Below are 19,544 nucleotides of genomic sequence, written 5' to 3'. Positions count from 1 at the left end.
TCGTGAGCGCACTCATCATCGGTGGGCGACGCGTCGCGCGGCCCTGAGCCCCCGGAGGTCCCACGTGCCCGTCAAGATCCTGATCGACTGCGACCCCGGGCACGACGACGCCCTCGCGCTGATGCTGGCGCACGGCAGCCCCGAGGTGGAGCTCGTCGGCATCACGACGGTCGCCGGCAACCAGACGCTCGACAAGGTCACGCGGAACGCGCTCGCGGTCGCGACCGTCGCGGGGATCCACGGCGTGCCCGTCGCCGCCGGCTGCGCCCGTCCGCTCGTCCGGCCCGTGATGACGGCGCCGGAGATCCACGGCGAGACGGGCCTCGACGGGCCCGAGCTGCCGGAGCCCACGGTGCAGCTCGACCCGCGGCACGCCGTGGACCTCATCATCGAGACCGTCATGGCGCACGCGCCCGGCGAGATCACGCTGGTGCCGCTCGGCGCCCTCACCAACATCGCGCTGGCCGTGCGCCGCGAGCCGCGCATCGTCGAGCGCGTGAAGGAGGTCGTGCTCATGGGCGGCGGGTACCACGCCGGCAACAGCACGGCCGTGGCCGAGTTCAACGTGGCGGTGGATCCCGAGGCCGCCCACATCGTGTTCGGCGAGGCCTGGCCCGTGACCATGGTCGGCCTCGACCTCACCTACCAGGCCACCGCCACGCCCGAGGTCCTCGCGCGCATCGCCGCCCTCGGCACGCCGGCCGCGCGCTTCGTCGTCGACTCGATGGAGTCGTACGGCCGGGCGTACCACGACCGCCAGGACTTCCCGAGCCCGCCCGTCCACGACCCGTGCGCCGTCGCCCGCGTGATCGACCCGCGCCTCGTCTCGGTGCGGCGCGCGCCGATCTCGGTGGAGCTGACGGGCACGCACACGACCGGCATGACGGTGGCGGACCTCCGCCGCCCGGCGCCCGCGGACTGCAGCACGCAGGTCGCGGTCGACCTCGACCACGCCGGGTTCTGGGACGTGGTGGTCGACGCGCTCGAGCGCATCGGCTGAACGGCACGGCACCGCACGGCACGCCCACGCGCGCCGGCCGTCGCCCCGGAGGACGACGGCCGGCCGCGCGGATCAGCCCTCGGCCGTGATGCGCTCCCGCACGAGCGGGCCGCGCGGGACGAGCTCCTCCGGGTCGCCGACCCGGTAGGCGCCCTCGAGCGACTCCAGAGCGCGGGCGAAGCGCTCCGGCTCGTCGGCGGACAGCGTGAACAGCGGGTCGCCGCGCCGGACGCGGTCCCCCGGCTTCGCGTGCAGGTCGACGCCCGCGGCGTGCTGCACGGCGTCGCCCTGGCGCGCGCGACCGGCGCCGAGGCGCCAGGCGGCGACGCCGAACGGGAGCGCGTCCTGCTGCACGAGGACGCCGTCGCGCTCGGCGGTGACCACGTGCGTCTCGCGGGCCACGGGCATGGCCGCGTCCGGATCCCCGCCCTGCGCGCGCACGGTGGCGCGCCACGAGTCCATGGCGCGGCCGTCGCGGAGGGCGTCCTCGACGTCGGCGTCCGGCATCCCGACCGCGGCGAGCATCTCCCGGGCGAGCGCCAGGGTCAGCTCCACGACGTCGGCGGGGCCGCCGCCCGCGAGCACCTCGACGGACTCGCGCACCTCGTTGGCGTTGCCGATGGCGAGGCCGAGCGGCACGTCCATGTCGGTCAGGAGCGCGGTCGTCCGCACCCCCGCGTCGGTGCCGAGCTCGACCATGGTGCGCGCGAGCTCGCGCGACCGGTCGATGTCCGTCATGAAGGCGCCGCCGCCGAACTTCACGTCGAGCACGAGCGCGCCCGTGCCCTCCGCGATCTTCTTGCTCATGATGCTGGAGGCGATGAGCGGGATCGCCTCGACCGTGCCCGTGGTGTCGCGCAGCGCGTAGAGGCGCTTGTCCGCCGGCGCGAGGCCGCTGCCGGCCGCGCAGACCACGCCGCCGTGGTCCTTCATCTGCTGCACCATCTCCTCGGTGGAGAGGTCGGCGCGCCAGCCGGGGATCGACTCGAGCTTGTCGAGCGTGCCGCCCGTGTGGCCGAGGCCGCGGCCCGAGAGCTGCGGCACGGCGACGCCGTATGAGGCGACGAGCGGCATCAGCGGGAGCGTGATCTTGTCGCCCACGCCGCCCGTGGAGTGCTTGTCGACCGTGGGCTTGCCCAACCCCGAGAAGTCGAGCGTCTCGCCGCTCGCGATCATCGCGAGGGTGAGGTCGCGGATCTCCGTGCGGTCCATGCCGCGCAGCAGGATCGCCATCGCGAGCGCGGCCATCTGCTCGTCGGCCACGTAGCGGTCGGTGTACGCCGCCACGAGCCAGTCGATCTCCGCCGTGGAGAGCCGGCCGCCGTCGCGCTTCGTGCGGATCAGGTCGACGACGTCGAACGCGGCGCTCACGAGCGGTCCCCGTACGCGTCGAGCGTGCTCGGCCCGAAGGCGTCGGGCAGGATCTCGTCGATCGTGCGGATGCCCGACACGGTCTCCAGCAGCATGCCCGGCACCGCGTGCTCGAACAGCAGCTGGCGGCAGCGCCCGCACGGCATGAGGATGTTGCCGTCGCCGTCCACGCACGTGAAGGCGACGAGCTGGCCGCCGCCCGTGAGGTGCAGGACGGAGACGAGCGCGCACTCGGCGCACAGCGTCAGGCCGTAGGAGGCGTTCTCGACGTTGCAGCCGGTGATCACCCGTCCGTCGGTCGCGATGGCCGCGACGCCCACGGGGAAGCGGGAGTACGGGACGTACGCGCGCTGCATGGCCTCGTGCGCCGCCTCGCGGAGGGATCCCCAGTCGATGCCGCCCGACTGGACGGGCTCCTCGGCGCTCACGACTTCACGTAGGGCTTGCCGGCGGCGGCGGGGCCGCGCACCTGCCCCACCAGTCCGGCCACCGCGGCGATGGTCACGACGTACGGCAGCATCAGCATGAACTCGCTCGGCACGGGCGACCCGATGACGCCGAGGACGTTCTGCAGGTTGCTCGCGAAGCCGAACAGGAGGGCCGCGAGCGTCGCGCGCAGCGGATCCCACCGGCCGAAGATGACCGCGGCCAGCGCGATGAAGCCGGCACCCGCCGTCATCTCCTTGTTGAACGCGCCGACCGAGCCGAGCGTGAAGAACGCCCCGCCGAGGCCCGCGATCGCGCCCGCGAGGGACACGTTCCAGAACCGGGTGCGCGCGACCTTGATGCCCACGGTGTCGGCGGCCTGCGGGTGCTCGCCGACCGCGCGGAGGCGCAGGCCCCAGCGGGTGTGGAAGAGGCAGTACCAGACGAGGAACACCGCCACGTACATGACGTACACGATGATGGTCTGCCGGAACAGCACGGGCCCGATGATCGGGATCTGCCCCAGGATCGGGATGTCGATGCGGTCGAAGCGCGGCGGGGAGTTGAGCGTCGCCGCGTCGGCCGTGAGCACCTGCGAGAACAGGAAGCTCGTGAGGCCCGTGACGAGCACGTTGAGCACCACGCCGACGATGACCTGGTCGACCAGGTACTTGATGGCGAACGCCGCGAGCACGAACGACACCAGCATGCCGGCGACCATCGCGGACGCGAGCCCGATGAGCGGCTGGCCGGTGACGGACGCGACCACGGCCGACACGAAGGCGCCCGCGAGCAGCTGCCCCTCGATGGCGACGTTGACGACGCCGACGCGCTCGGAGAGCACGCCGCCGAGCGCGCCGAAGATGAGCGGCACCGACAGGCTCACGGTGCCGACGAGGAGGCCGGGCACCGGGATGGTCTGGCCCGCCGATGCCCAGGTGAGGAACGCGACGAGGAACAGGATCGCGAACGCGGCCGTGAACCACAGCGGCACCTTCGCGGCACGCCGCACCAGCACGGCCGAGACGACCGTCATCGCGGCCAGCGCGACCGTGACGACGATCCCCGTCGCGGCGGTCGGCAGCACGAGCGGCGCCAGCTGGATGAGGTCGGTCCCGGTGGAGAGGCCGAACGTGCTCGACCCCTCGCGGCCGAGGAGCACGAAGAGGACGAGCGAGATCGCCGTGAAGACGCCGAAGGCGACGGGCGCCTTCCAGCTCGTCGTGACGACGCGCTCGAGGGCGACGGCCGCGGGGCCGTGGGGCGCCGCGGACGGCGCCGGGGTGGGGGTGGTCGCGGTCACGAGCTGAGCGCCGCCTTCCGGGGCCGGGTGGTGCGACGCGCCTGGCCCGGTGCGGGCAGTCGGAAGACCGCCCGGACGAGCGGCGGCGCCGCGATGAACAGGACGATGAGCGACTGGACGACCACGACGATGTCGATGGGCACGCCCTCGGCCGCCTGCATCGAGAAGCCGCCGGCCTTGAAGGCGCCGAACAGGATCCCCGCGACGAAGACGCCCCACGGCCGGCTGCGGCCGAGCAGCGCCACCGTGATGGCGTCGAAGCCGATGCCCGCGTCGATCCCCGAGCTGAAGCCCGTGGTGACGGTGCCGAGCACCTGGCTCGCCCCCGCGAGGCCCGCGAGCCCGCCGGAGATGAGCATGGCGTAGAGGTAGGAGTTCTTGACGTCGATGCCCGCGACCCGGGCCGCGCTCGGGTTCTCGCCGACCGCGCGGAAGCGGAAGCCGAGGCCGGAGCGGTTCAGCAGGTACCAGACCACGACCGTCGCGACGACGACCACGAGAAAGCCCGCGTGCAGCGAGTACCGGTCGCCGAGGATCGCCGGGAAGACGGCCGTGTCGAGCATGGCCGGCGTCTTCGGGTTGTTGGACCCGGGTGCCTGCAGCAGGCCCGGCGTCCGCAAGAGGTAGGAGAGGAGGTAGAACGCGACGTAGTTGAGCATGATCGTGACGATCACCTCGTGCGCGCCGGTGCGAGCCTTGAGGAGGCCGACGATCCCGCCCCAGAGCGCGCCGCCGAGGATGCCCGCGCCGACCGCCAGCACCAGGTGGATGACGGGCGGCATGTCGAAGCTGAAGCCGACCCAGCCCGCGCACGCCGCGGCGATGAGCATCTGGCCGCGCGCGCCGATGTTGAACAGGCCGACGCGGAACGCGAGCGCGACGCCGAGGCCGGCCGCGATGAGCGGGGTCGCGAAGGTCAGGGTCTCGGTGAGCGGCTTGATGCCGTTCTCGAAGCCCGGGCGGCGGAAGTTGTAGATGGAGCCCTGGAAGAGCGCGGAGTACGCGCCGGACGCGGCGTCCCAGCCCGCGCGGAGCGTGTCGAGCGGGCGGCTGAAGAAGTAGCCCGCCGCCTTCTGCGTCTCCTCGTCGGTGACCGCGATGAGCAGCGCGCCCACGACGAGCGACAGCACGACCGCGAGCACGGACAGCAGTGCGCTGCCGCTCGCGATCTCGCGGAGGACCTGACCCGCGCGCGAGCCCTCGGCCTCGGGTCCGGGGCCGTCGGCGGGCGCTCCGGTCGAGACGGCGGGCACGCCCGCGGGCGCCTCGGATCGCGTCGGGTCGCCCACGGATCCGGCCTCGCGACCGGAGGCGGGCAGCTGCCCCGCGGACGGGTCCTCGGGGCCGTGGCCCTCGGGACGTCGGGTGTCGTCGGTCATGCGGGGCGCCCTCCGGCGGTCGGGGTGGGGGTGGCGGATGCGGGGACCTCGCCGGCCATCATCAGGCCGAGCACGTCGCGCGGGGTGTCGCCCGGCACGATGCCGACGATGCCGCCGCGGTACATGACCGCGATGCGGTCGGCCAGCGCCGCGACCTCGTCGAGCTCCGTGGAGACGACGATGACGGGCAGGCCCCGGTCGCGCGTCTCGACGACGCGGGTGTGCACGAACTCGATGGACCCGACGTCGAGGCCGCGGGTGGGCTGCGCCGCGACGAACAGGCGGAGGTCGCGGCTGAGCTCGCGCGCGAGCACGACCTTCTGCGCGTTGCCGCCGGAGAGGCGGCCGACATGCGTCTCGATGCCCTGCGTGCGGATGTCGAACTCGCGCACGCGGTCGCGCGCGAACTCGTCGAGGTAGCCGAGCTTGAGGGATCCGGCCACGACGAACGGCGGGCTGTCGGACCGGTCGAGCATGAGGTTCTCGGCGATGGTGAACTCGGCGACGAGCCCGTCCTCGTTGCGGTCCTCGGGCACGAAGCCGACGCCCGCGTCGAGCACCCGGCGGACGGAGCGGCCGGTGAGGCGCGTGCCGTCGAGGTCGATCGTGCCGGTGACGCGCGGCTGCAGCCCGAGGATCGCCTCGGTGAGCTCGGTCTGGCCGTTGCCCTGGACGCCCGCGATGGCGAGGATCTCCCCCGCGTGCACCTCGAAGCTCACGCCGTCGACGACCACCTGGCCGGCCGCGTCGACCACCGTGAGGTCGCGCACCACGAGGGCCGCGTCGCCGGGCGTCGCCGGCTCCTTGGCGACCGTGAGCGACACGCTCCGGCCGACCATGAGCGAGGCGAGCTCGGCGTTGCTGGCCGTGGGCTCGGCCTCGCCGACCACCTTGCCGAGCCGGATGACCGTGATGCGGTCCGCGACCTCGCGGACCTCGCGCAGCTTGTGGGTGATGAAGACGATGCCCGTGCCCGCGTCCCGCAGCTGCTTCATGATCACCATGAGCTCGTCGGTCTCCTGCGGCGTGAGCACGGCGGTCGGCTCGTCGAACACGAGCACCTCCGCGTCGCGCGACAGGGCCTTGATGATCTCGACCCGCTGCTGCACGCCGACGGGGAGGTCCGCGACGAGCGCGTCCGGATCCACGTCGAAGCCGAACCGGGCGGAGATCTCGCGCACCTTCGCGCGGGCTCCTGCGAGGTCGAGGCGGCCGCCGAGCTTCGTCTCCTCGTGGCCGAGCATGACGTTCTCCGCGACCGTGAAGACGGGGATGAGCATGAAGTGCTGGTGCACCATGCCGATGCCGGCGGCCATCGCGTCGCCGGGGCCGGCGAACCGCGCCACCCGGTCGTCGAGCAGGATCTCGCCCTCCTCGGCCTGGTACAGGCCGTAGAGCACGTTCATCAGCGTGGACTTGCCCGCGCCGTTCTCGCCCAGCAGGCAGTGGATCTCGCCCGGGTGGACGACGAGGTCGATGTGGTCGTTGGCCACCAGCGCGCCGAAGCGCTTGGTGATTCCCCGCAGTTCGAGCTTCATCGGATCAATCTGTTCGGTGGGTGTGGTGAGCACGCGGCGGGGGGACCGGCGACTGCCGATCCCCCCGCGGTGCGTTCGATGCTACTTCGTCAGCGACGACGGCGACTCGACGGTGATCGAGCCGTCGATGATGCCGGCCTTGATCGCGTCGAGCTCGCCCGACAGGTCGGACGGGACCTCGGACTCGTAGTCGTGGAACGGGGCGATGTCCACGCCGCCGTTCTCCAGGGTGCCGACGTACGGGGTCGCGTCGAACTCGTCCTTGGCGGCGTTCGTCACGACGTCCTCGACGCCCGCGTCGATGCCCTTGAGCACCGAGGTGAGGAAGAGGTCCTTGAGGTCGGGCGCGGTCTCGTACGCGTCCGAGTCGACGCCCACCATGACGACCTTCTTGTCGCTCGAGTCGCGGATGGCCTCGCCGGCGCTGAGGAAGATCGGGCCGCCGACGGGCATGATGACGTCCGCGCCCTGGTCGATCAGCGTCTGCGCGGCGGTCTTGGCCGTCTGGTTGGCGACGAACTCACCGGTGAACGACCCGCTCTGGCTCGCGACGTCCCAGCCGATGGCCTTGACGTCCTTGCCCTTCTGCTCGTTGTAGTACTCCACGCCGTCGACGAAGCCGTCCATGAAGATCGTGACGGTCGGGATCTGCAGGCCGCCGAAGGTGCCGACCGTGCCGGTCTTCGAGTAGGCCGCCGCCGAGTAGCCCGCGAGGAACGCGGCCTCGCTGGTGTTGAAGGTGATGGGCTTGACGTTGTCGGCGCTGATCTGCGCGTCGTCGATGATCGCGTACTCGATGTCGGGGTTCGCCTTCGCCGCCTCCTCGGTGGCCTCCTTGAGGAGGAACCCGACGGTGACGATGAGGCCGCAGCCCTGGTCGGCCAGGTTGGTGAGGTTCGGCGCGAAGTCGGTCTCGGACGCCGACTCGACGGGCTTGGGGGCCGGGAGGCCGAGGGTGTCGACGGCCTTGTTCAGGCCCTCGAAGCCGAGCTGGTTGAACGACTTGTCGTCGAATCCGCCGGAGTCGGAGACCATGCAGGTGAGCAGGTCGCTCTTCACGTCGCCGCCCGCACCTCCCGCGGTCGACTCGGGGGCGGCGCCGCAGCCCGCGAGGATCGCGGTGATGCCGACGGCGGCGAGACCGCCCAGGGCGGCCTTTCGGGTGGTGATGGTCACTGTGGCCTCCAGATGCAGCCCGGGTCCGCCGGGCGATGTGCGTTCATGTTACCCATGCGCGGGAATGCTCCCCGGACCCCGATCGGGGTCCGGGGAACAAGCGTTATCGATCCGCGACGGGGGCGAAACACCGCGGAAACGCGGGCCCTGCTAGGGGGTCGAGACCGAGCGCACCTCGACCTCGCCGGAGACGATCCGCGCCTCCAGCGCGTCGAGCTCCGCCTGCAGCTCGGCGGGCACCGCGGCGGCCAGGTCGTGGTACGGGGCGAGGCCGACGCCGCCGTTGGCGAGCGTGCCGACGTACGGCTCGGAGGAGAAGGTGCCCTGCTCGTCGTCGCCCACGATGTCGACGACCGCCTGCCCGGTGTCCTTCAGCACGCTCGTCAGCAGGAGCGGGCGGTACTCGGCGGGGAGGGTGTCGTAGCCGTCGTTGTCGACCCAGATCAGCTTGCCGCTGCCGTGGGAGAGGATGGCCGACGCCGCGCCCTCCCCCACCTGGCCGGCGACGGGCATGATCACGTCGGCGCCCTGGTCGAGCAGGTTCTGCGTGGTGGTCTGCCCCTTCGCGACGTCCTCGAAGTCGCCCGTGAAGGTGCCGTCCTGCGCGGCCGCGTCCCAGCCGAGCGCCACGACCTGCGTGCCGTGCGCCTGGTTGTACGCGGCGACGCCGTCGACGAAGCCGTCCATGAAGAGGGTGACGGGCGGCTGGTTGCCGCCGCCGAACGTGCCGACCTTGCCCGTCTCGCTCACGCCCGCCGCGAGGTAGCCCGCGAGGTAGGAGGCCTGCGCCGTGTCGAAGACGAGCGGCTTGACGTTGGGGGCGTCGACGACCTCGTCGACGATCGAGAAGTGCACGTCCGGGTTCTCGGCCGCCGCCGCCGAGGTGGCCTCGGCCAGCTCGTAGCCCACCGTGAGGACGAAGCCGCAGCCCGTCCCGACCGCCTGCTCGACGTTCGGCGCGAGGTCGGTCTCCGAGGTGGAGACGAGGACGTCGGCCTGGATCCCCAGCTCCTGCTCGGCGCGCTGCAGCCCCTCCCAGCTCGACTGGTTGAAGGAGCGGTCCTGGAGGCCGCCGGAGTTCGTGACCATGCGGGCGCAGTACTCGCCCGCGTCGGCCGAGCCGGTGGCGCCGGGCTCGGGGGCCGCGCCGCATCCCGCGAGGGACGCGGCGGCGAGGAGGGCGAAGGGCAGGGAGGCGATGCGGAGGACGCGCGGGGTGCGGGGCATCCCCGGAATCTAACGGCGCGGCTCCGGGCGCTCTCCACCCGCGGAAACCCCCGCGGGGGATCGTTGCCCCTTCGTTACAGGACGTCCGTCCCGCCGCTGAGCTTGAGCGCGTCCACCACGCTCTTCACGCGCTGCGCGTTCTCCTTGGTGGTCACGAGGAGGGCGTCCGGGGTGTCGACGACGACGATGTCGCGCACACCGATGAGGCTGATGACGCGCTTGCTGTTGGCGACGACGATGCCGCTCGAGGCGTCCGAGAGCACGCGCGCGTCCTCGCCCAGGATGACGAGGTCGGACTTGCGGCCGCTCGAGTGCATCTTGGCGACGGAGGCGAAGTCGCCCACGTCGTCCCACGTGAAGCGGCCGGGGATGACGGCAAGGGCCCCGCGTGCGGCGGCGGGCTCGGCGACCGAGTAGTCGATGGCGATCTTCTTGAGGTTCGGCCAGACGCGGTCGACGACCACGCCGCGCTCGGCGGTGTCCCACGCCTCGGCGAGCTCGAGCACGCCCTTCAGCAGCTCCGGCTCCGTGCGGCCGAGCTCCTCGAGCAGGCGGTCGGCCCGGGCGATGAACATGCCGGCGTTCCAGAGGTGCGTGCCGCCCTTCACGTAGCCGCGTGCGACGCCGATGCTCGGCTTCTCCACGAAGGAGGCGACCTCGAGCGCGTGCGGGGCGTCCTCGATGCTCAGCGCCTTGCCCGTGTGGATGTAGCCGAAGCCGGTGGCGGGCTCGGTCGGCGTGATGCCGATGGTGGTGATGTACCCGGCGTCCGCGGCGATGACGGCCTCGCGGACCGTGTCGCGGAAGAGGTCGGGGTCGGAGATCACGTGGTCGGCCGCGAACGAGCCGATGATGACGCCCGGCTCGCGGCGCTCGAGGATCGCGGCGGCGAGCGCGATGGCCGCCGTGCTGTCGCGGCCCTCGCTCTCGAGGACGACGTTCGGGTCGGCGAGCTCGGGCAGCTGCGCCTCGACGGCGGCGCGGTGCGCGCGGCCGGTGACGACCATGATCCGCTCCTCGCCGGAGAGGGGCGCGAGCCGCTCCCACGTGTCGCGCAGGAGCGTGCGGCCGGATCCCGTGAGGTCGTGGAGGAACTTCGGGGCGTCGGCACGCGAGAGCGGCCAGAGACGGGAGCCCACGCCTCCCGCGGGGATCACGCTGTAGAAACGGGAGATCGCGCTCGTCTTCTCGGCCATGCCCCTCACCCTATCGGCTGGCTGGGAGCCGCCCGGAGGCGCCGAGTTCACGCTCCCGCAACGGGGCGTTCACGGCGTCGCGGGAGCCGCGACGGCGCGGGTGCCTAGCGTCGTGGGCATGCGCGTAGCCGTCGTCAGCGAGAGCTTCCTGCCCACCGTCAACGGCGTCACCACCAGCGTCTGCCGGGTGCTCGAGCACCTGCGGGACCGCGGGCACGAGGTCCTCGTCATCGCCCCGGACGCGGGCGCCCCCGCCGAGTTCGCGGGCTTCCGCGTGCACGGCGTCCCGGCCATCGCCTACCGGCAGTTCCCCGTCGGGATCCCGAGCCCGCACGTGCTGCGCCTCCTCACCGACTTCGCGCCGGACGTGCTGCACGCCGCGTCCCCCCTCTTCCTCGGCGCGCAGGCCATCGCGGCCGCGACGCGCATCGACACCCCGTCGGTGGCCGTGTTCCAGACGGACGTCGCCGGGTACGCCCGCCGCAACCGCCTCGCCGCGACCGCGCCCTACGTCTGGCGGCTCGTGCGCTGGATCCACCAGGGCGCCGACCTGACCCTCGCGCCCTCGAGCGCCGCGGCGGCCGACCTCGCCGCGGCGGGCGTCGAGCGCGTGGCCCGCTGGGGCCGCGGCGTCGACCTCGACCGCTACCACCCCCGCAACCGCGCCATGGAGGACGCGGTCGCGCTCCGCCACCGCGTCGCGCCCGGCGGCGAGACCGTCGTCGGGTACGTCGGCCGCATCGCCCCCGAGAAGCAGCTCGAGCGGCTGCAGGCGCTCCGGGGGATCCGCGGCGTGCGCTTCCTCATCGCGGGCGACGGCCCGAGCCAGGCATCGGCCCGGCGCGCGCTCGCGGGGATGCCCGTGACGTGGCTCGGCCGCGTCGGCGGTCGCGAGCTCGCCGCCGCCTACGCCGCGATGGACGTCTTCGTGCACACCGGCACGGAGGAGACGTTCGGCCAGACGGTGCAGGAGGCGCACGCGTCCGGGCTGCCCGTGGTCGCCCCGCACGCGGGCGGCCCGATCGACCTCGTCGACCACGGCACCGACGGCTTCCTCTTCGACCCCGCGTCGCCGCGCGACGCCGACCTCCGCCGCCTCGTGGACCAGCTCGTCGCGAGCGAGCCGATGCGCCTCCGCATGGGCGAGGCCGGGCGCCGCGCGGTCCTCGGCCGCTCCTGGGCGACCATCGGCGACGAGCTCATCGGGCACTACGGCCGTGCCGTCTCGGCCCGTCGCTCGGCGCTGCAGACGGCGGATCCCGCGGGCGCCGGCCCGGTGCCCGTCGGCGCCTGACCGGGACGCGCGGACGCCCGGCCCCTTAGGGTGCCCTAACGGGCAGCCGCGCGGAGGGCGGCCGTAGACTGGTGACCTCGCGCAACGTCAGCGCGGAGGCGCTCCGCCCACGGGGCACCAGCATCAGGGAGGGTCGTTCCGTGTCCATCAAGACGACAGGAACCCGGGAGCCGCAGAGCTCGCGCGCACCGAAGGTCCCCGCCGGGACGCTGTACCGGGGCCGCGAGGGCATGTGGTCCTGGGTGCTGCACCGCATCACCGGCGTGTCCATCTTCTTCTTCCTCCTCGTGCACGTGCTCGACACGAGCCTCATCCGCGTGAGCCCCGAGGCCTACAACGCGGTCATCGGCACGTACAAGAACCCGGTCATGGGCATCGGCGAGGTCGCGCTCGTCGGAGCCATCGGGTTCCACGCGCTCAACGGGCTGCGGATCATCCTCATCGACTTCTGGCGCTTCGGCGCCAAGCACCAGCGCCTCATGTTCTACGTGGTCATCGGCCTGTGGGTGGTGCTCATGGCCGGCTTCGTGCCGCGCCACCTCATGAACGTGTTCAGCGAAGCGGGATGGATCTGACCATGAGCGACATCGCACAGCAGGTGAGCGTCGAGCGTCCCCGCCAGGCCAGGCAGCCCCGCCCCCAGGGCGGCGTGAACTGGGAGAAGTGGGGCTGGATGTACATGCGCGCCTCGGGCGTCGTGCTCGTCGTGCTCATCTTCGGCCACCTCTACGTCAACCTCATCAACGGCGAGGGCATCAAGGCCATCGACTTCGCGTTCGTCGGCGGCAAGCTGTCCGACCCGTTCTGGAAGGTGTGGGACATCGCGCTGCTCTGGCTCGCGGTCATCCACGGCGCCAACGGCATGCGCACGCTCGTGAACGACTACGCGGCGTCGCCCCGCACCCGGAAGATCCTGAAGGGCGCGCTCGTCGCGTCCACCGTGGTCCTCCTCGTGCTCGGCACCCTCGTGGTCTTCACGTTCGACCCGTGCCCCGCCGGCCAGCCCGCGGACCTCCTCCCCGCCTTCTGCGGCGACCTCTAGTCGCTCCCCCTTCCGCCTCGAGAAAGAGCCCTGTGACCACCGACACCGCCACCCCCGGTCCCCAGCCCTCCGCGAGCACCATCGTGGACGGCGTCCACTACCACCAGTTCGACATCGTGATCGTGGGTGCGGGCGGCGCCGGCATGCGCGCCGCGATCGAGGCGGGACCGCAGGCGAACACGGCCGTCATCTCGAAGCTGTACCCCACCCGCTCCCACACGGGCGCGGCGCAGGGCGGCATGGCCGCGGCGCTCGCGAACGTCGAGGAGGACAGCTGGGAGTGGCACACCTTCGACACCGTCAAGGGCGGCGACTACCTCGTCGACCAGGACGCGGCGGAGATCCTCGCCAAGGAGGCCATCGACGCGGTCATCGACCTCGAGAACATGGGCCTGCCCTTCAACCGCACGCCCGACGGCAAGATCGACCAGCGCCGCTTCGGCGGTCACACGGCCGACCACGGCAAGAGCCCCGTCCGCCGCTCCTGCTACGCGGCCGACCGCACGGGCCACATGATCCTGCAGACGCTGTACCAGAACTGCGTCAAGTTCGGCATCAACTTCTTCAACGAGTTCTACGTGCTCGACCTCGTCATGGCCGAGGTCGACGGCAAGGAGCAGCCCGCGGGCGTCGTGGCCCTCGAGCTGTCGACCGGCGAGATCCACGTCTTCCAGTCGAAGGCCGTCATCTTCGCCACCGGCGGCTTCGGCAAGATCTACAAGACGACCTCGAACGCGCACACCCTCACGGGCGACGGCGTCGGGATCATCTGGCGCAAGGGCCTGCCGCTGGAGGACATGGAGTTCTTCCAGTTCCACCCGACCGGGCTCGCCGGCCTCGGCATCCTCCTGTCGGAGGCGGCCCGCGGCGAGGGCGCGATCCTCCGCAACAGCGAGGGCGAGCGCTTCATGGAGCGGTACGCCCCGACGATCAAGGACCTCGCGCCCCGCGACATCGTCGCGCGCTGCATGGCCACCGAGATCCGCGAGGGACGGGGAGCGGGCCCGAACAAGGACTACGTCTACCTCGACATCACGCACCTCGAGCCCGCGGTCATCGACGCGAAGCTCCCCGACATCACGGAGTTCGCGCGCACGTACCTCGGCGTCGAGCCCTACACGGAGCCCGTGCCCGTGCTGCCGACCGCGCACTACGCGATGGGCGGCATCCCCACGAACATCAAGGCCGAGGTCCTCTCCGACAACACGACCGTCGTGCCCGGCCTGTACGCCGCCGGCGAGTGCGCGTGCGTGTCGGTCCACGGATCCAACCGCCTCGGCACCAACTCGCTCCTCGACATCAACGTGTTCGGCAAGCGCGCGGGCAACTACGCGGCCGAGTACGTGAAGGGCGTCGACTTCACGCCGCTGCCCGCGGACGCCGCCGACTTCGTGAAGGGCCTCGTCGAGGGCGCCCGCAACTCGAACGGCACCGAGCGGATCTCGACGCTCCGCCGCGAGCTGCAGGAGTCGATGGACCGCAACGCCCAGGTGTTCCGCACCGAGGACACGCTGATCGAGGTCACCAAGGTGATCGCCGACCTGCGCGAGCGGTACACGAACATCCAGGTGCAGGACAAGGGCCAGCGGTTCAACACGGACCTGCTCGAGGCCATCGAGCTCGGCTTCCTTCTCGACCTCGCGGAGGTCGTCGTCTACTCGGCGATGTACCGCAAGGAGAGCCGCGGCGGCCACTTCCGCGAGGACTACCCCAAGCGGGACGACGAGAACTACATGGTCCACACCATGGCGTACCTCACCGGCGACGCGCACAGCACCGACGCCGGCGACCACATCAAGCTGAGCACCAAGCCCGTGGTCATCACGAACTACCAGCCGATGGAGCGGAAGTACTGACCCACGAGGTCAGCGCCGCCGCACGTCACCGCACCACCTACGGAATAGGAACGCACCCGTGAGCACCGCAACCCTGGACGCACCCCCCGCGGGAGAGGCGTCCGCCATCCCCACCTTCACGGTGACCCTCATCATCCGCCGCTACCTCCCCGGCCAGGACGCCGAGCCGAGGTGGGAGGACTTCGACGTCGAGGTGTACCCGACCGACCGGATCCTCGACGCGCTGCACAAGATCAAGTGGGAGCAGGACGGGTCGCTGACCTTCCGCCGCTCCTGCGCGCACGGCGTGTGCGGATCCGACGCGATGCGCATCAACGGCCGCAACCGCCTGGCGTGCAAGACGCTCATCAAGGACCTCGACATCGACCAGCCCATCTACGTGGAGGCCATCAAGGGCCTGCCGCTGGAGAAGGACCTGGTCGTCGACATGGAGCCGTTCTTCGAGTCGTTCCGCGACGTGCAGCCGTTCCTCATCTCGAACACGAAGCCGGAGAAGGGCAAGGAGCGGATCCAGTCCGCGGCCGAGCGCGCCCGCTTCGACGACACCACCAAGTGCATCCTCTGCGCCGCGTGCACGTCGTCGTGCCCCGTCTTCTGGACGGACGGCCAGTACTTCGGCCCGGCCGCCATCGTCAACGCGCACCGCTTCATCTTCGACTCGCGCGACGAGTCGAACGTGCGCCTCGACATCCTCAACGACAAGGAGGGCGTGTGGCGCTGCCGCACGACCTTCAACTGCTCCGAGGCGTGCCCGCGCGGCATCCAGGTGACGCAGGCGATCGCCGAGGTCAAGCAGGCGATCATGCGCGGCAAGGCGTAGCGACACCGCTCCCCCGCAGACGCACGGCCCCGCAGCTCCTCGGAGCGGCGGGGCCGTCGTCGTGTCCGGGTCCGCGCGGGGCGCGGGCCCGTGCGTCAGCGGTCGGCGAGGATCCGCTCGGCGGCGGCGCGCGCCCCTGCGGCGGAGCGCGCGGTGAGGACGGCCTCCGCGGCCGCACGGGCGTCGTCCAGGGTGCGGCGGCCGAGCTCGAGGCGGACGTCCGCGAGGGCGGCCGGCGTCATCGAGAGGCTCGTCGCGCCGAGGCCCACGAGGACGACGGCGAGGAGCGGGTCGGCCGCGGCCTCGCCGCAGATGCCGACGGGGGTGCCGGATCCGCGTCCCGCGTCGCCGAGCGCGCGCACGAGGCGGAGGACGGCCGGATGCCACGGGTCCTGGTAGGAGGCGACCGAGCCGAGCATCCGGTCGGCCGCCATCGTGTACTGCGTGAGGTCGTTGGTGCCGACGCTCACGAAGTCGGCGACCTCGACGACCTGGTCGGCGAGGAGGGCGAGGGAGGGCACCTCGGCCATGACCCCGACGGTGCGGAGGCCGAGCTCGCGGCCGAGGTCGACGAAGAACGCCGACTCCTCGGCGTCGGCGACCATCGGCGCCATCACCCAGAGGTCGGCGTCGGTGGCGGCGTCGGCCGCCGCGAGGGCCGTGAGCTGGTCGCGCAGGATCTGGGGAGCCGCCCGCAGCGCGCGGAGGCCGCGGAGGCCGAGGGCGGGGTTCTCCTCATGGGCGTCGGTGAGGAACGCGAGCGGCTTGTCCGCGCCGGCGTCGAGAGCGCGGACGACGACCTTGCGGCCGGGGAACGCCTCGAGGAGCGCGGTGTACTGCGCCGTCTGCTCGGCGACGGACGGCGCCTCGGCGGCGTCGAGGAACAGGAACTCGGTGCGGAAGAGGCCGACGCCCTCGGCGCCGAGCTCGACGGCGCGGGCGGCCTCGGCCGGTGACCCGAGGTTGGCGAGGAGCGGGACGGGCGTGCCGTCGGCCAGCGCGCCGTCGGTGATCGGGGCGGCGAGCGCCTCCTCGCGGGCGCGGATCCGGCCCAGGGCGTCGTCGCGCTCGGCGTCGTCGGGGTGGACGACCACGACGCCGGCCGCCGCGTCGACCACGACCTCGTCGCCGTCGGCCAGGTCGGCCGCGGCCGTCGCGCCGACGATGGCGGGGATGGAGCGGCTGCGGGCGAGGATCGCGGTGTGGCTGGTGGGGCCGCCGTCGGTGGTGACGAGCGCGAGCACGCGGTCGAGCTCGAGGAGAGCGGTGTCGGCCGGGGCGAGGTCGCGCGCGACGAGGACGAACGGCGCGTCGGCCGTGGGGATGCCGGGCGCGGCCACGCCGCGGAGCCGGGCGATGACGCGCTGAGCGACGTCCGCGAGATCCGCCGCCCGCTCGGCCATGTAGCCGCCCATGCCCGTGAGCAGCTCCTGGAAGGTGGCGAACGCCTCGAAGACGGCGCGCTCGCCCGAGCGGCCCTGGCCGACGAGCCGGCCGACCGAGTCGAGGAGCGCGGGGTCGCGCGCCATGAGGGACTGCGCGTCGAGCACGTCCTTCGCGTCGCCGCCCGCCCGGGCGCCGCGCTCGGCGAGGTCGTCGGCGGTGGCGGCGAGGGCGTCGGCGACGCGGGCGACCTCGGCGTCGGCGTCGCCCGCGAAGGGCTCCGTCGTGGGCTCGGGAAGCGGGTCGGGCATCCGCATCACGGGCCCTGTGGCCACTCCGTGTCCGACTCCGATACCGGTGATGCGCACGGGGACTCCTCGCTCGGGTGCGGCCGCGCGCACGGACGCCGTGCGCGGGATGGCGCTCCGGCCGGGCTGCCGGAACGGCCCGTCCACGCTAGCAGGGGCCCGGCGGCCCGTATCCTCGGGGGATGACCGCCCCCGACGGCCGCGGGCGCCCCGACCGCCCCGCACCCGGCTCCCCCGCGACCGGCGCGACGACCGCCGACGATCCGGCGCCCGCGGGCATCCCCGCGCTCATCGCCCGGGTCATGGCGCTGAAGCCCGTGCGCGTGTTCCTCGCCTACGGGGCGGCGGGCGGGCCGATCCTCGCGGCCGGCATGTCGTACCAGGCCGTCTTCGCGGTGTTCGCGGCCCTCGCGGTCGGCTTCTCGGTGGCCGGATCCGTGCTCGCCGGCAACCCGGCGCTCCTCGACTCGCTGCTGTCGCTGATCCAGGGCGCGGTGCCCGGGCTGTTCGGGCCGGGCGGGGCGATCGAGGACCCGCAGGCGCTGCTCGCGTCGGACGCCGTGCGGGCGACCGGGATCATCGGGTCCGTCGGCCTGCTCGTGACCGCGCTCGGCTGGCTCGCATCCACGCGCGACTCGGTGCGCCGCATCTTCGAGCTGCCGCCGCCCGCCACGTTCTTCCTGCTGCTCAAGGTGAAGGACCTCGGGCTCGCGCTCTGCTTCGCCCTGGCGATGCTGCTGTCGGCCGGCCTCTCGGTCGTGAGCACGGGGCTCCTCGGCGTCGCGTTCCGGCTGCTGCAGGTGGGCGAGGACTCGCTCCTCGCGATCGTCGTCGGCCGCACCGTGGGCCTCGCGCTCGTGCTGGCGCTCGACACGGCGGTGCTGGCGGGGGCGTACCGGATCCTCTCGGGCGTGAGGATCCCGCGGCCTCAGCTCCTGCAGGGCGCGCTCCTCGGCGGCGTCGCCATGGGCGTGCTCAAGGTGCTCGGCACGGCGCTGCTCGGCGGGGCGAGCCGCAACCCGCTGCTCGCGTCGTTCGCCGTGATCATCGGACTGCTGATCTGGTTCAACCTCATCTGCCAGGTCATCCTGATCTGCGCCTCGTGGATCGCCGTCGGCATGGCCGACCGCGGCATCGACGCCCGCGACCTCACGCCCGAGCAGCTCGAGCGGGAGAGGCTCGAGCGGCTCGACGAGGCCCGCCGGATCCTCGAGGAGGAGGAGCGCGCCCGGGCCCGCGAGCGGTACGCGCAGTCGCGCGGGCTGACCCGCGTCCTGCTCCGGCTGCGCGGCGAGCACCGCCGTTAGGATCGTCTCCATGCCCTCGAACCTCCGCGTCGCGTCCATCAACACGAACGGCATCCGGGCCGCGTTCCGCAAGGGCATGGGCGACTGGCTCGCCACGCGCGACGTCGACATCCTCGCGATCCAGGAGGTCCGCGCCGAGACGAGCGACATCGAGGGCCTCCTCGGCCCCGAGTGGAACGTGCTGCACGACGCCGCGACCGCCAAGGGCCGCGCGGGCGTCGCCATCGCGAGCCGCCGCCGCGCGGAGATCCACCGCGTCGCCATCGGCGAGGAGGACTTCGACAGCGCGGGCCGCTGGCTCGAGGCCGACTACGACCTGGACGGCATGCTCGTCACGGTCGTGAGCGCCTACGTGCACTCCGGCGAGGTCGGCACCGCCAAGCAGGACGAGAAGTGGCGCTTCCTCGACGGGATGGAGCGGCGCCTGCCCGAGATCGCCGCGCACTCCGAGCTCGCCGTCGTCGTGGGCGACCTCAACGTCGGCCACCGCGAGCTCGACATCCGCAACTGGAAGGGCAACGTGAAGCGCGCCGGCTTCCTGCCGCGCGAGCGCGCCTACCTCGACCGCATCACCGGCCCGGCCGGCGAGGACGTCACGGGCGTCGACGGATCCACCGGGCCCGGCCTCGGCTGGGTCGACGTCGGCCGCCAGCAGGCCGGCGAGGTCGACGGCCCGTACACGTGGTGGAGCTGGCGCGGCAAGGCCTTCGACAACGACACCGGCTGGCGCATCGACTACCAGCTCGCGACCCCGGCCCTCGCCGAGAAGGTCGTCGGGTACGCGGTCGACCGCGCCGAGGCGTACGACCAGCGATGGTCGGACCACACGCCCGTCGTCGTCGACTACGCGATCTGATCCGCCCCCCTCCCTCCGCGCCCGACCGGCGCACCCCGAGCGCCCGCGCTCCGCACACGAAG

The 19,544-nt window shown here is 72.5% G+C and carries 17 protein-coding genes; 8 read left to right on the top strand and 9 right to left on the bottom strand.

From position 1 onward, the window contains the following. The first annotated feature begins 64 nt into the window (after positions 1 to 64). Positions 65 to 1,000 carry a uridine-preferring nucleoside hydrolase UriH gene (uriH, locus tag H9X71_RS04535; protein ID WP_191148522.1) on the top strand — a complete coding sequence of 312 codons (936 nt, stop codon included), beginning with the start codon at positions 65 to 67 and terminating at the stop codon, positions 998 to 1,000. A 72-nt stretch (positions 1,001 to 1,072) separates the two neighbouring features. Here uriH and H9X71_RS04530 read toward each other — a convergent pair whose 3' ends face one another. The 8 genes from H9X71_RS04530 to H9X71_RS04495 all read right to left on the bottom strand — a co-directional run bounded on the left by H9X71_RS04530 (position 1,073) and on the right by H9X71_RS04495 (position 10,616). Beyond that, positions 1,073 to 2,371, bottom strand: a complete 1,299-nt coding sequence (locus H9X71_RS04530; protein ID WP_191148521.1) for a thymidine phosphorylase — start codon at positions 2,369 to 2,371, stop codon at positions 1,073 to 1,075. Further along, on the bottom strand, positions 2,368 to 2,799 hold the full coding sequence (locus tag H9X71_RS04525) for a cytidine deaminase (RefSeq protein ID WP_191148520.1): 432 nt from the start codon (positions 2,797 to 2,799) through the stop codon (positions 2,368 to 2,370). Before H9X71_RS04525 ends, H9X71_RS04530 begins: the two co-directional genes overlap by 4 nt. Then, positions 2,796 to 4,100, bottom strand: coding sequence for an ABC transporter permease (locus H9X71_RS04520; protein ID WP_191148519.1), 1,305 nt, complete (start codon positions 4,098 to 4,100; stop codon positions 2,796 to 2,798). Before H9X71_RS04520 ends, H9X71_RS04525 begins: the two co-directional genes overlap by 4 nt. Next, positions 4,097 to 5,479: an ABC transporter permease gene (locus tag H9X71_RS04515; protein ID WP_191148518.1), complete on the bottom strand. Its 1,383-nt coding sequence runs from the start codon at positions 5,477 to 5,479 to the stop codon at positions 4,097 to 4,099. Before H9X71_RS04515 ends, H9X71_RS04520 begins: the two co-directional genes overlap by 4 nt. Continuing rightward, entirely contained in the window at positions 5,476 to 7,017 is a 1,542-nt protein-coding gene (locus H9X71_RS04510; protein WP_191148517.1) for an ABC transporter ATP-binding protein, read from the bottom strand. Before H9X71_RS04510 ends, H9X71_RS04515 begins: the two co-directional genes overlap by 4 nt. 81 nt (positions 7,018 to 7,098) lie before the next feature. Further along, positions 7,099 to 8,193, bottom strand: coding sequence for a BMP family lipoprotein (locus tag H9X71_RS04505; RefSeq protein WP_191148516.1), 1,095 nt, complete (start codon positions 8,191 to 8,193; stop codon positions 7,099 to 7,101). A 150-nt stretch (positions 8,194 to 8,343) separates the two neighbouring features. Further along, positions 8,344 to 9,420: a BMP family lipoprotein gene (locus H9X71_RS04500; RefSeq protein WP_191148515.1), complete on the bottom strand. Its 1,077-nt coding sequence runs from the start codon at positions 9,418 to 9,420 to the stop codon at positions 8,344 to 8,346. Between the two features lie 74 nt (positions 9,421 to 9,494). Further along, the gene (locus tag H9X71_RS04495; RefSeq protein WP_191148514.1) at positions 9,495 to 10,616 is read right to left on the bottom strand and encodes a mannose-1-phosphate guanylyltransferase; all 1,122 of its coding nucleotides are present in this window, start codon (positions 10,614 to 10,616) and stop codon (positions 9,495 to 9,497) included. 118 nt (positions 10,617 to 10,734) lie between these two features. Here H9X71_RS04495 and H9X71_RS04490 point away from each other — a divergent pair, with 118 nt between their 5' ends. From H9X71_RS04490 to H9X71_RS04470, 5 genes are all read left to right on the top strand, one after another. Next, positions 10,735 to 11,910, top strand: coding sequence for a glycosyltransferase family 4 protein (locus H9X71_RS04490; RefSeq protein ID WP_191148513.1), 1,176 nt, complete (start codon positions 10,735 to 10,737; stop codon positions 11,908 to 11,910). 140 nt (positions 11,911 to 12,050) lie between these two features. Continuing rightward, complete coding sequence (gene sdhC / locus H9X71_RS04485) at positions 12,051 to 12,485, top strand: succinate dehydrogenase, cytochrome b556 subunit (RefSeq protein WP_191148512.1); 435 nt, start codon at positions 12,051 to 12,053, stop codon at positions 12,483 to 12,485. 2 nt (positions 12,486 to 12,487) lie between these two features. Then, on the top strand, positions 12,488 to 12,952 hold the full coding sequence (locus tag H9X71_RS04480) for a succinate dehydrogenase hydrophobic membrane anchor subunit (RefSeq protein ID WP_191148511.1): 465 nt from the start codon (positions 12,488 to 12,490) through the stop codon (positions 12,950 to 12,952). Positions 12,953 to 12,984: 32 nt separating this feature from the next. After that, positions 12,985 to 14,808, top strand: coding sequence for a succinate dehydrogenase flavoprotein subunit (gene sdhA, locus H9X71_RS04475; protein ID WP_191148510.1), 1,824 nt, complete (start codon positions 12,985 to 12,987; stop codon positions 14,806 to 14,808). 58 nt (positions 14,809 to 14,866) lie between these two features. Then, positions 14,867 to 15,628 (top strand): succinate dehydrogenase iron-sulfur subunit, encoded by a 762-nt coding sequence (locus tag H9X71_RS04470; RefSeq protein WP_086513865.1) that lies wholly within the window; start codon positions 14,867 to 14,869, stop codon positions 15,626 to 15,628. A gap of 95 nt (positions 15,629 to 15,723) precedes the next feature. On the opposite strand, the gene ptsP is transcribed toward H9X71_RS04470, so the two are convergent. Continuing rightward, complete coding sequence (ptsP, locus tag H9X71_RS04465) at positions 15,724 to 17,379, bottom strand: phosphoenolpyruvate--protein phosphotransferase (RefSeq protein ID WP_191148509.1); 1,656 nt, start codon at positions 17,377 to 17,379, stop codon at positions 15,724 to 15,726. Positions 17,380 to 17,501: 122 nt separating this feature from the next. Here ptsP and H9X71_RS04460 point away from each other — a divergent pair, with 122 nt between their 5' ends. Further along, positions 17,502 to 18,626, top strand: a complete 1,125-nt coding sequence (locus H9X71_RS04460; RefSeq protein ID WP_191148508.1) for a YihY/virulence factor BrkB family protein — start codon at positions 17,502 to 17,504, stop codon at positions 18,624 to 18,626. Positions 18,627 to 18,636: 10 nt separating this feature from the next. Next, the gene (locus H9X71_RS04455) at positions 18,637 to 19,482 is read left to right on the top strand and encodes an exodeoxyribonuclease III (protein WP_191148507.1); all 846 of its coding nucleotides are present in this window, start codon (positions 18,637 to 18,639) and stop codon (positions 19,480 to 19,482) included. Positions 19,483 to 19,544 lie beyond the last annotated feature (62 nt).

It is taken from the genome of Clavibacter zhangzhiyongii, assembly GCF_014775655.1.
GTDB lineage: Bacteria > Actinomycetota > Actinomycetes > Actinomycetales > Microbacteriaceae > Clavibacter > Clavibacter zhangzhiyongii.
This window is presented reverse-complemented; position numbering and strand designations above follow the sequence as displayed.

Excerpts from the sequence above, each read along its gene's own strand:
- H9X71_RS04500 (WP_191148515.1), bottom strand. The coding sequence starts at position 9,420 with ATGCCCCGCACCCCGCGCGTCCTCCGCATCGCCTCCCTGCCCTTCGCC.
- H9X71_RS04495 (WP_191148514.1), bottom strand. The coding sequence starts at position 10,616 with ATGGCCGAGAAGACGAGCGCGATCTCCCGTTTCTACAGCGTGATCCCC.
- H9X71_RS04455 (WP_191148507.1), top strand. The coding sequence starts at position 18,637 with ATGCCCTCGAACCTCCGCGTCGCGTCCATCAACACGAACGGCATCCGG.
- H9X71_RS04480 (WP_191148511.1), top strand. The coding sequence starts at position 12,488 with ATGAGCGACATCGCACAGCAGGTGAGCGTCGAGCGTCCCCGCCAGGCC.
- H9X71_RS04515 (WP_191148518.1), bottom strand. The coding sequence starts at position 5,479 with ATGACCGACGACACCCGACGTCCCGAGGGCCACGGCCCCGAGGACCCG.
- H9X71_RS04510 (WP_191148517.1), bottom strand. The coding sequence starts at position 7,017 with ATGAAGCTCGAACTGCGGGGAATCACCAAGCGCTTCGGCGCGCTGGTG.
- H9X71_RS04490 (WP_191148513.1), top strand. The coding sequence starts at position 10,735 with ATGCGCGTAGCCGTCGTCAGCGAGAGCTTCCTGCCCACCGTCAACGGC.
- H9X71_RS04460 (WP_191148508.1), top strand. The coding sequence starts at position 17,502 with ATGACCGCCCCCGACGGCCGCGGGCGCCCCGACCGCCCCGCACCCGGC.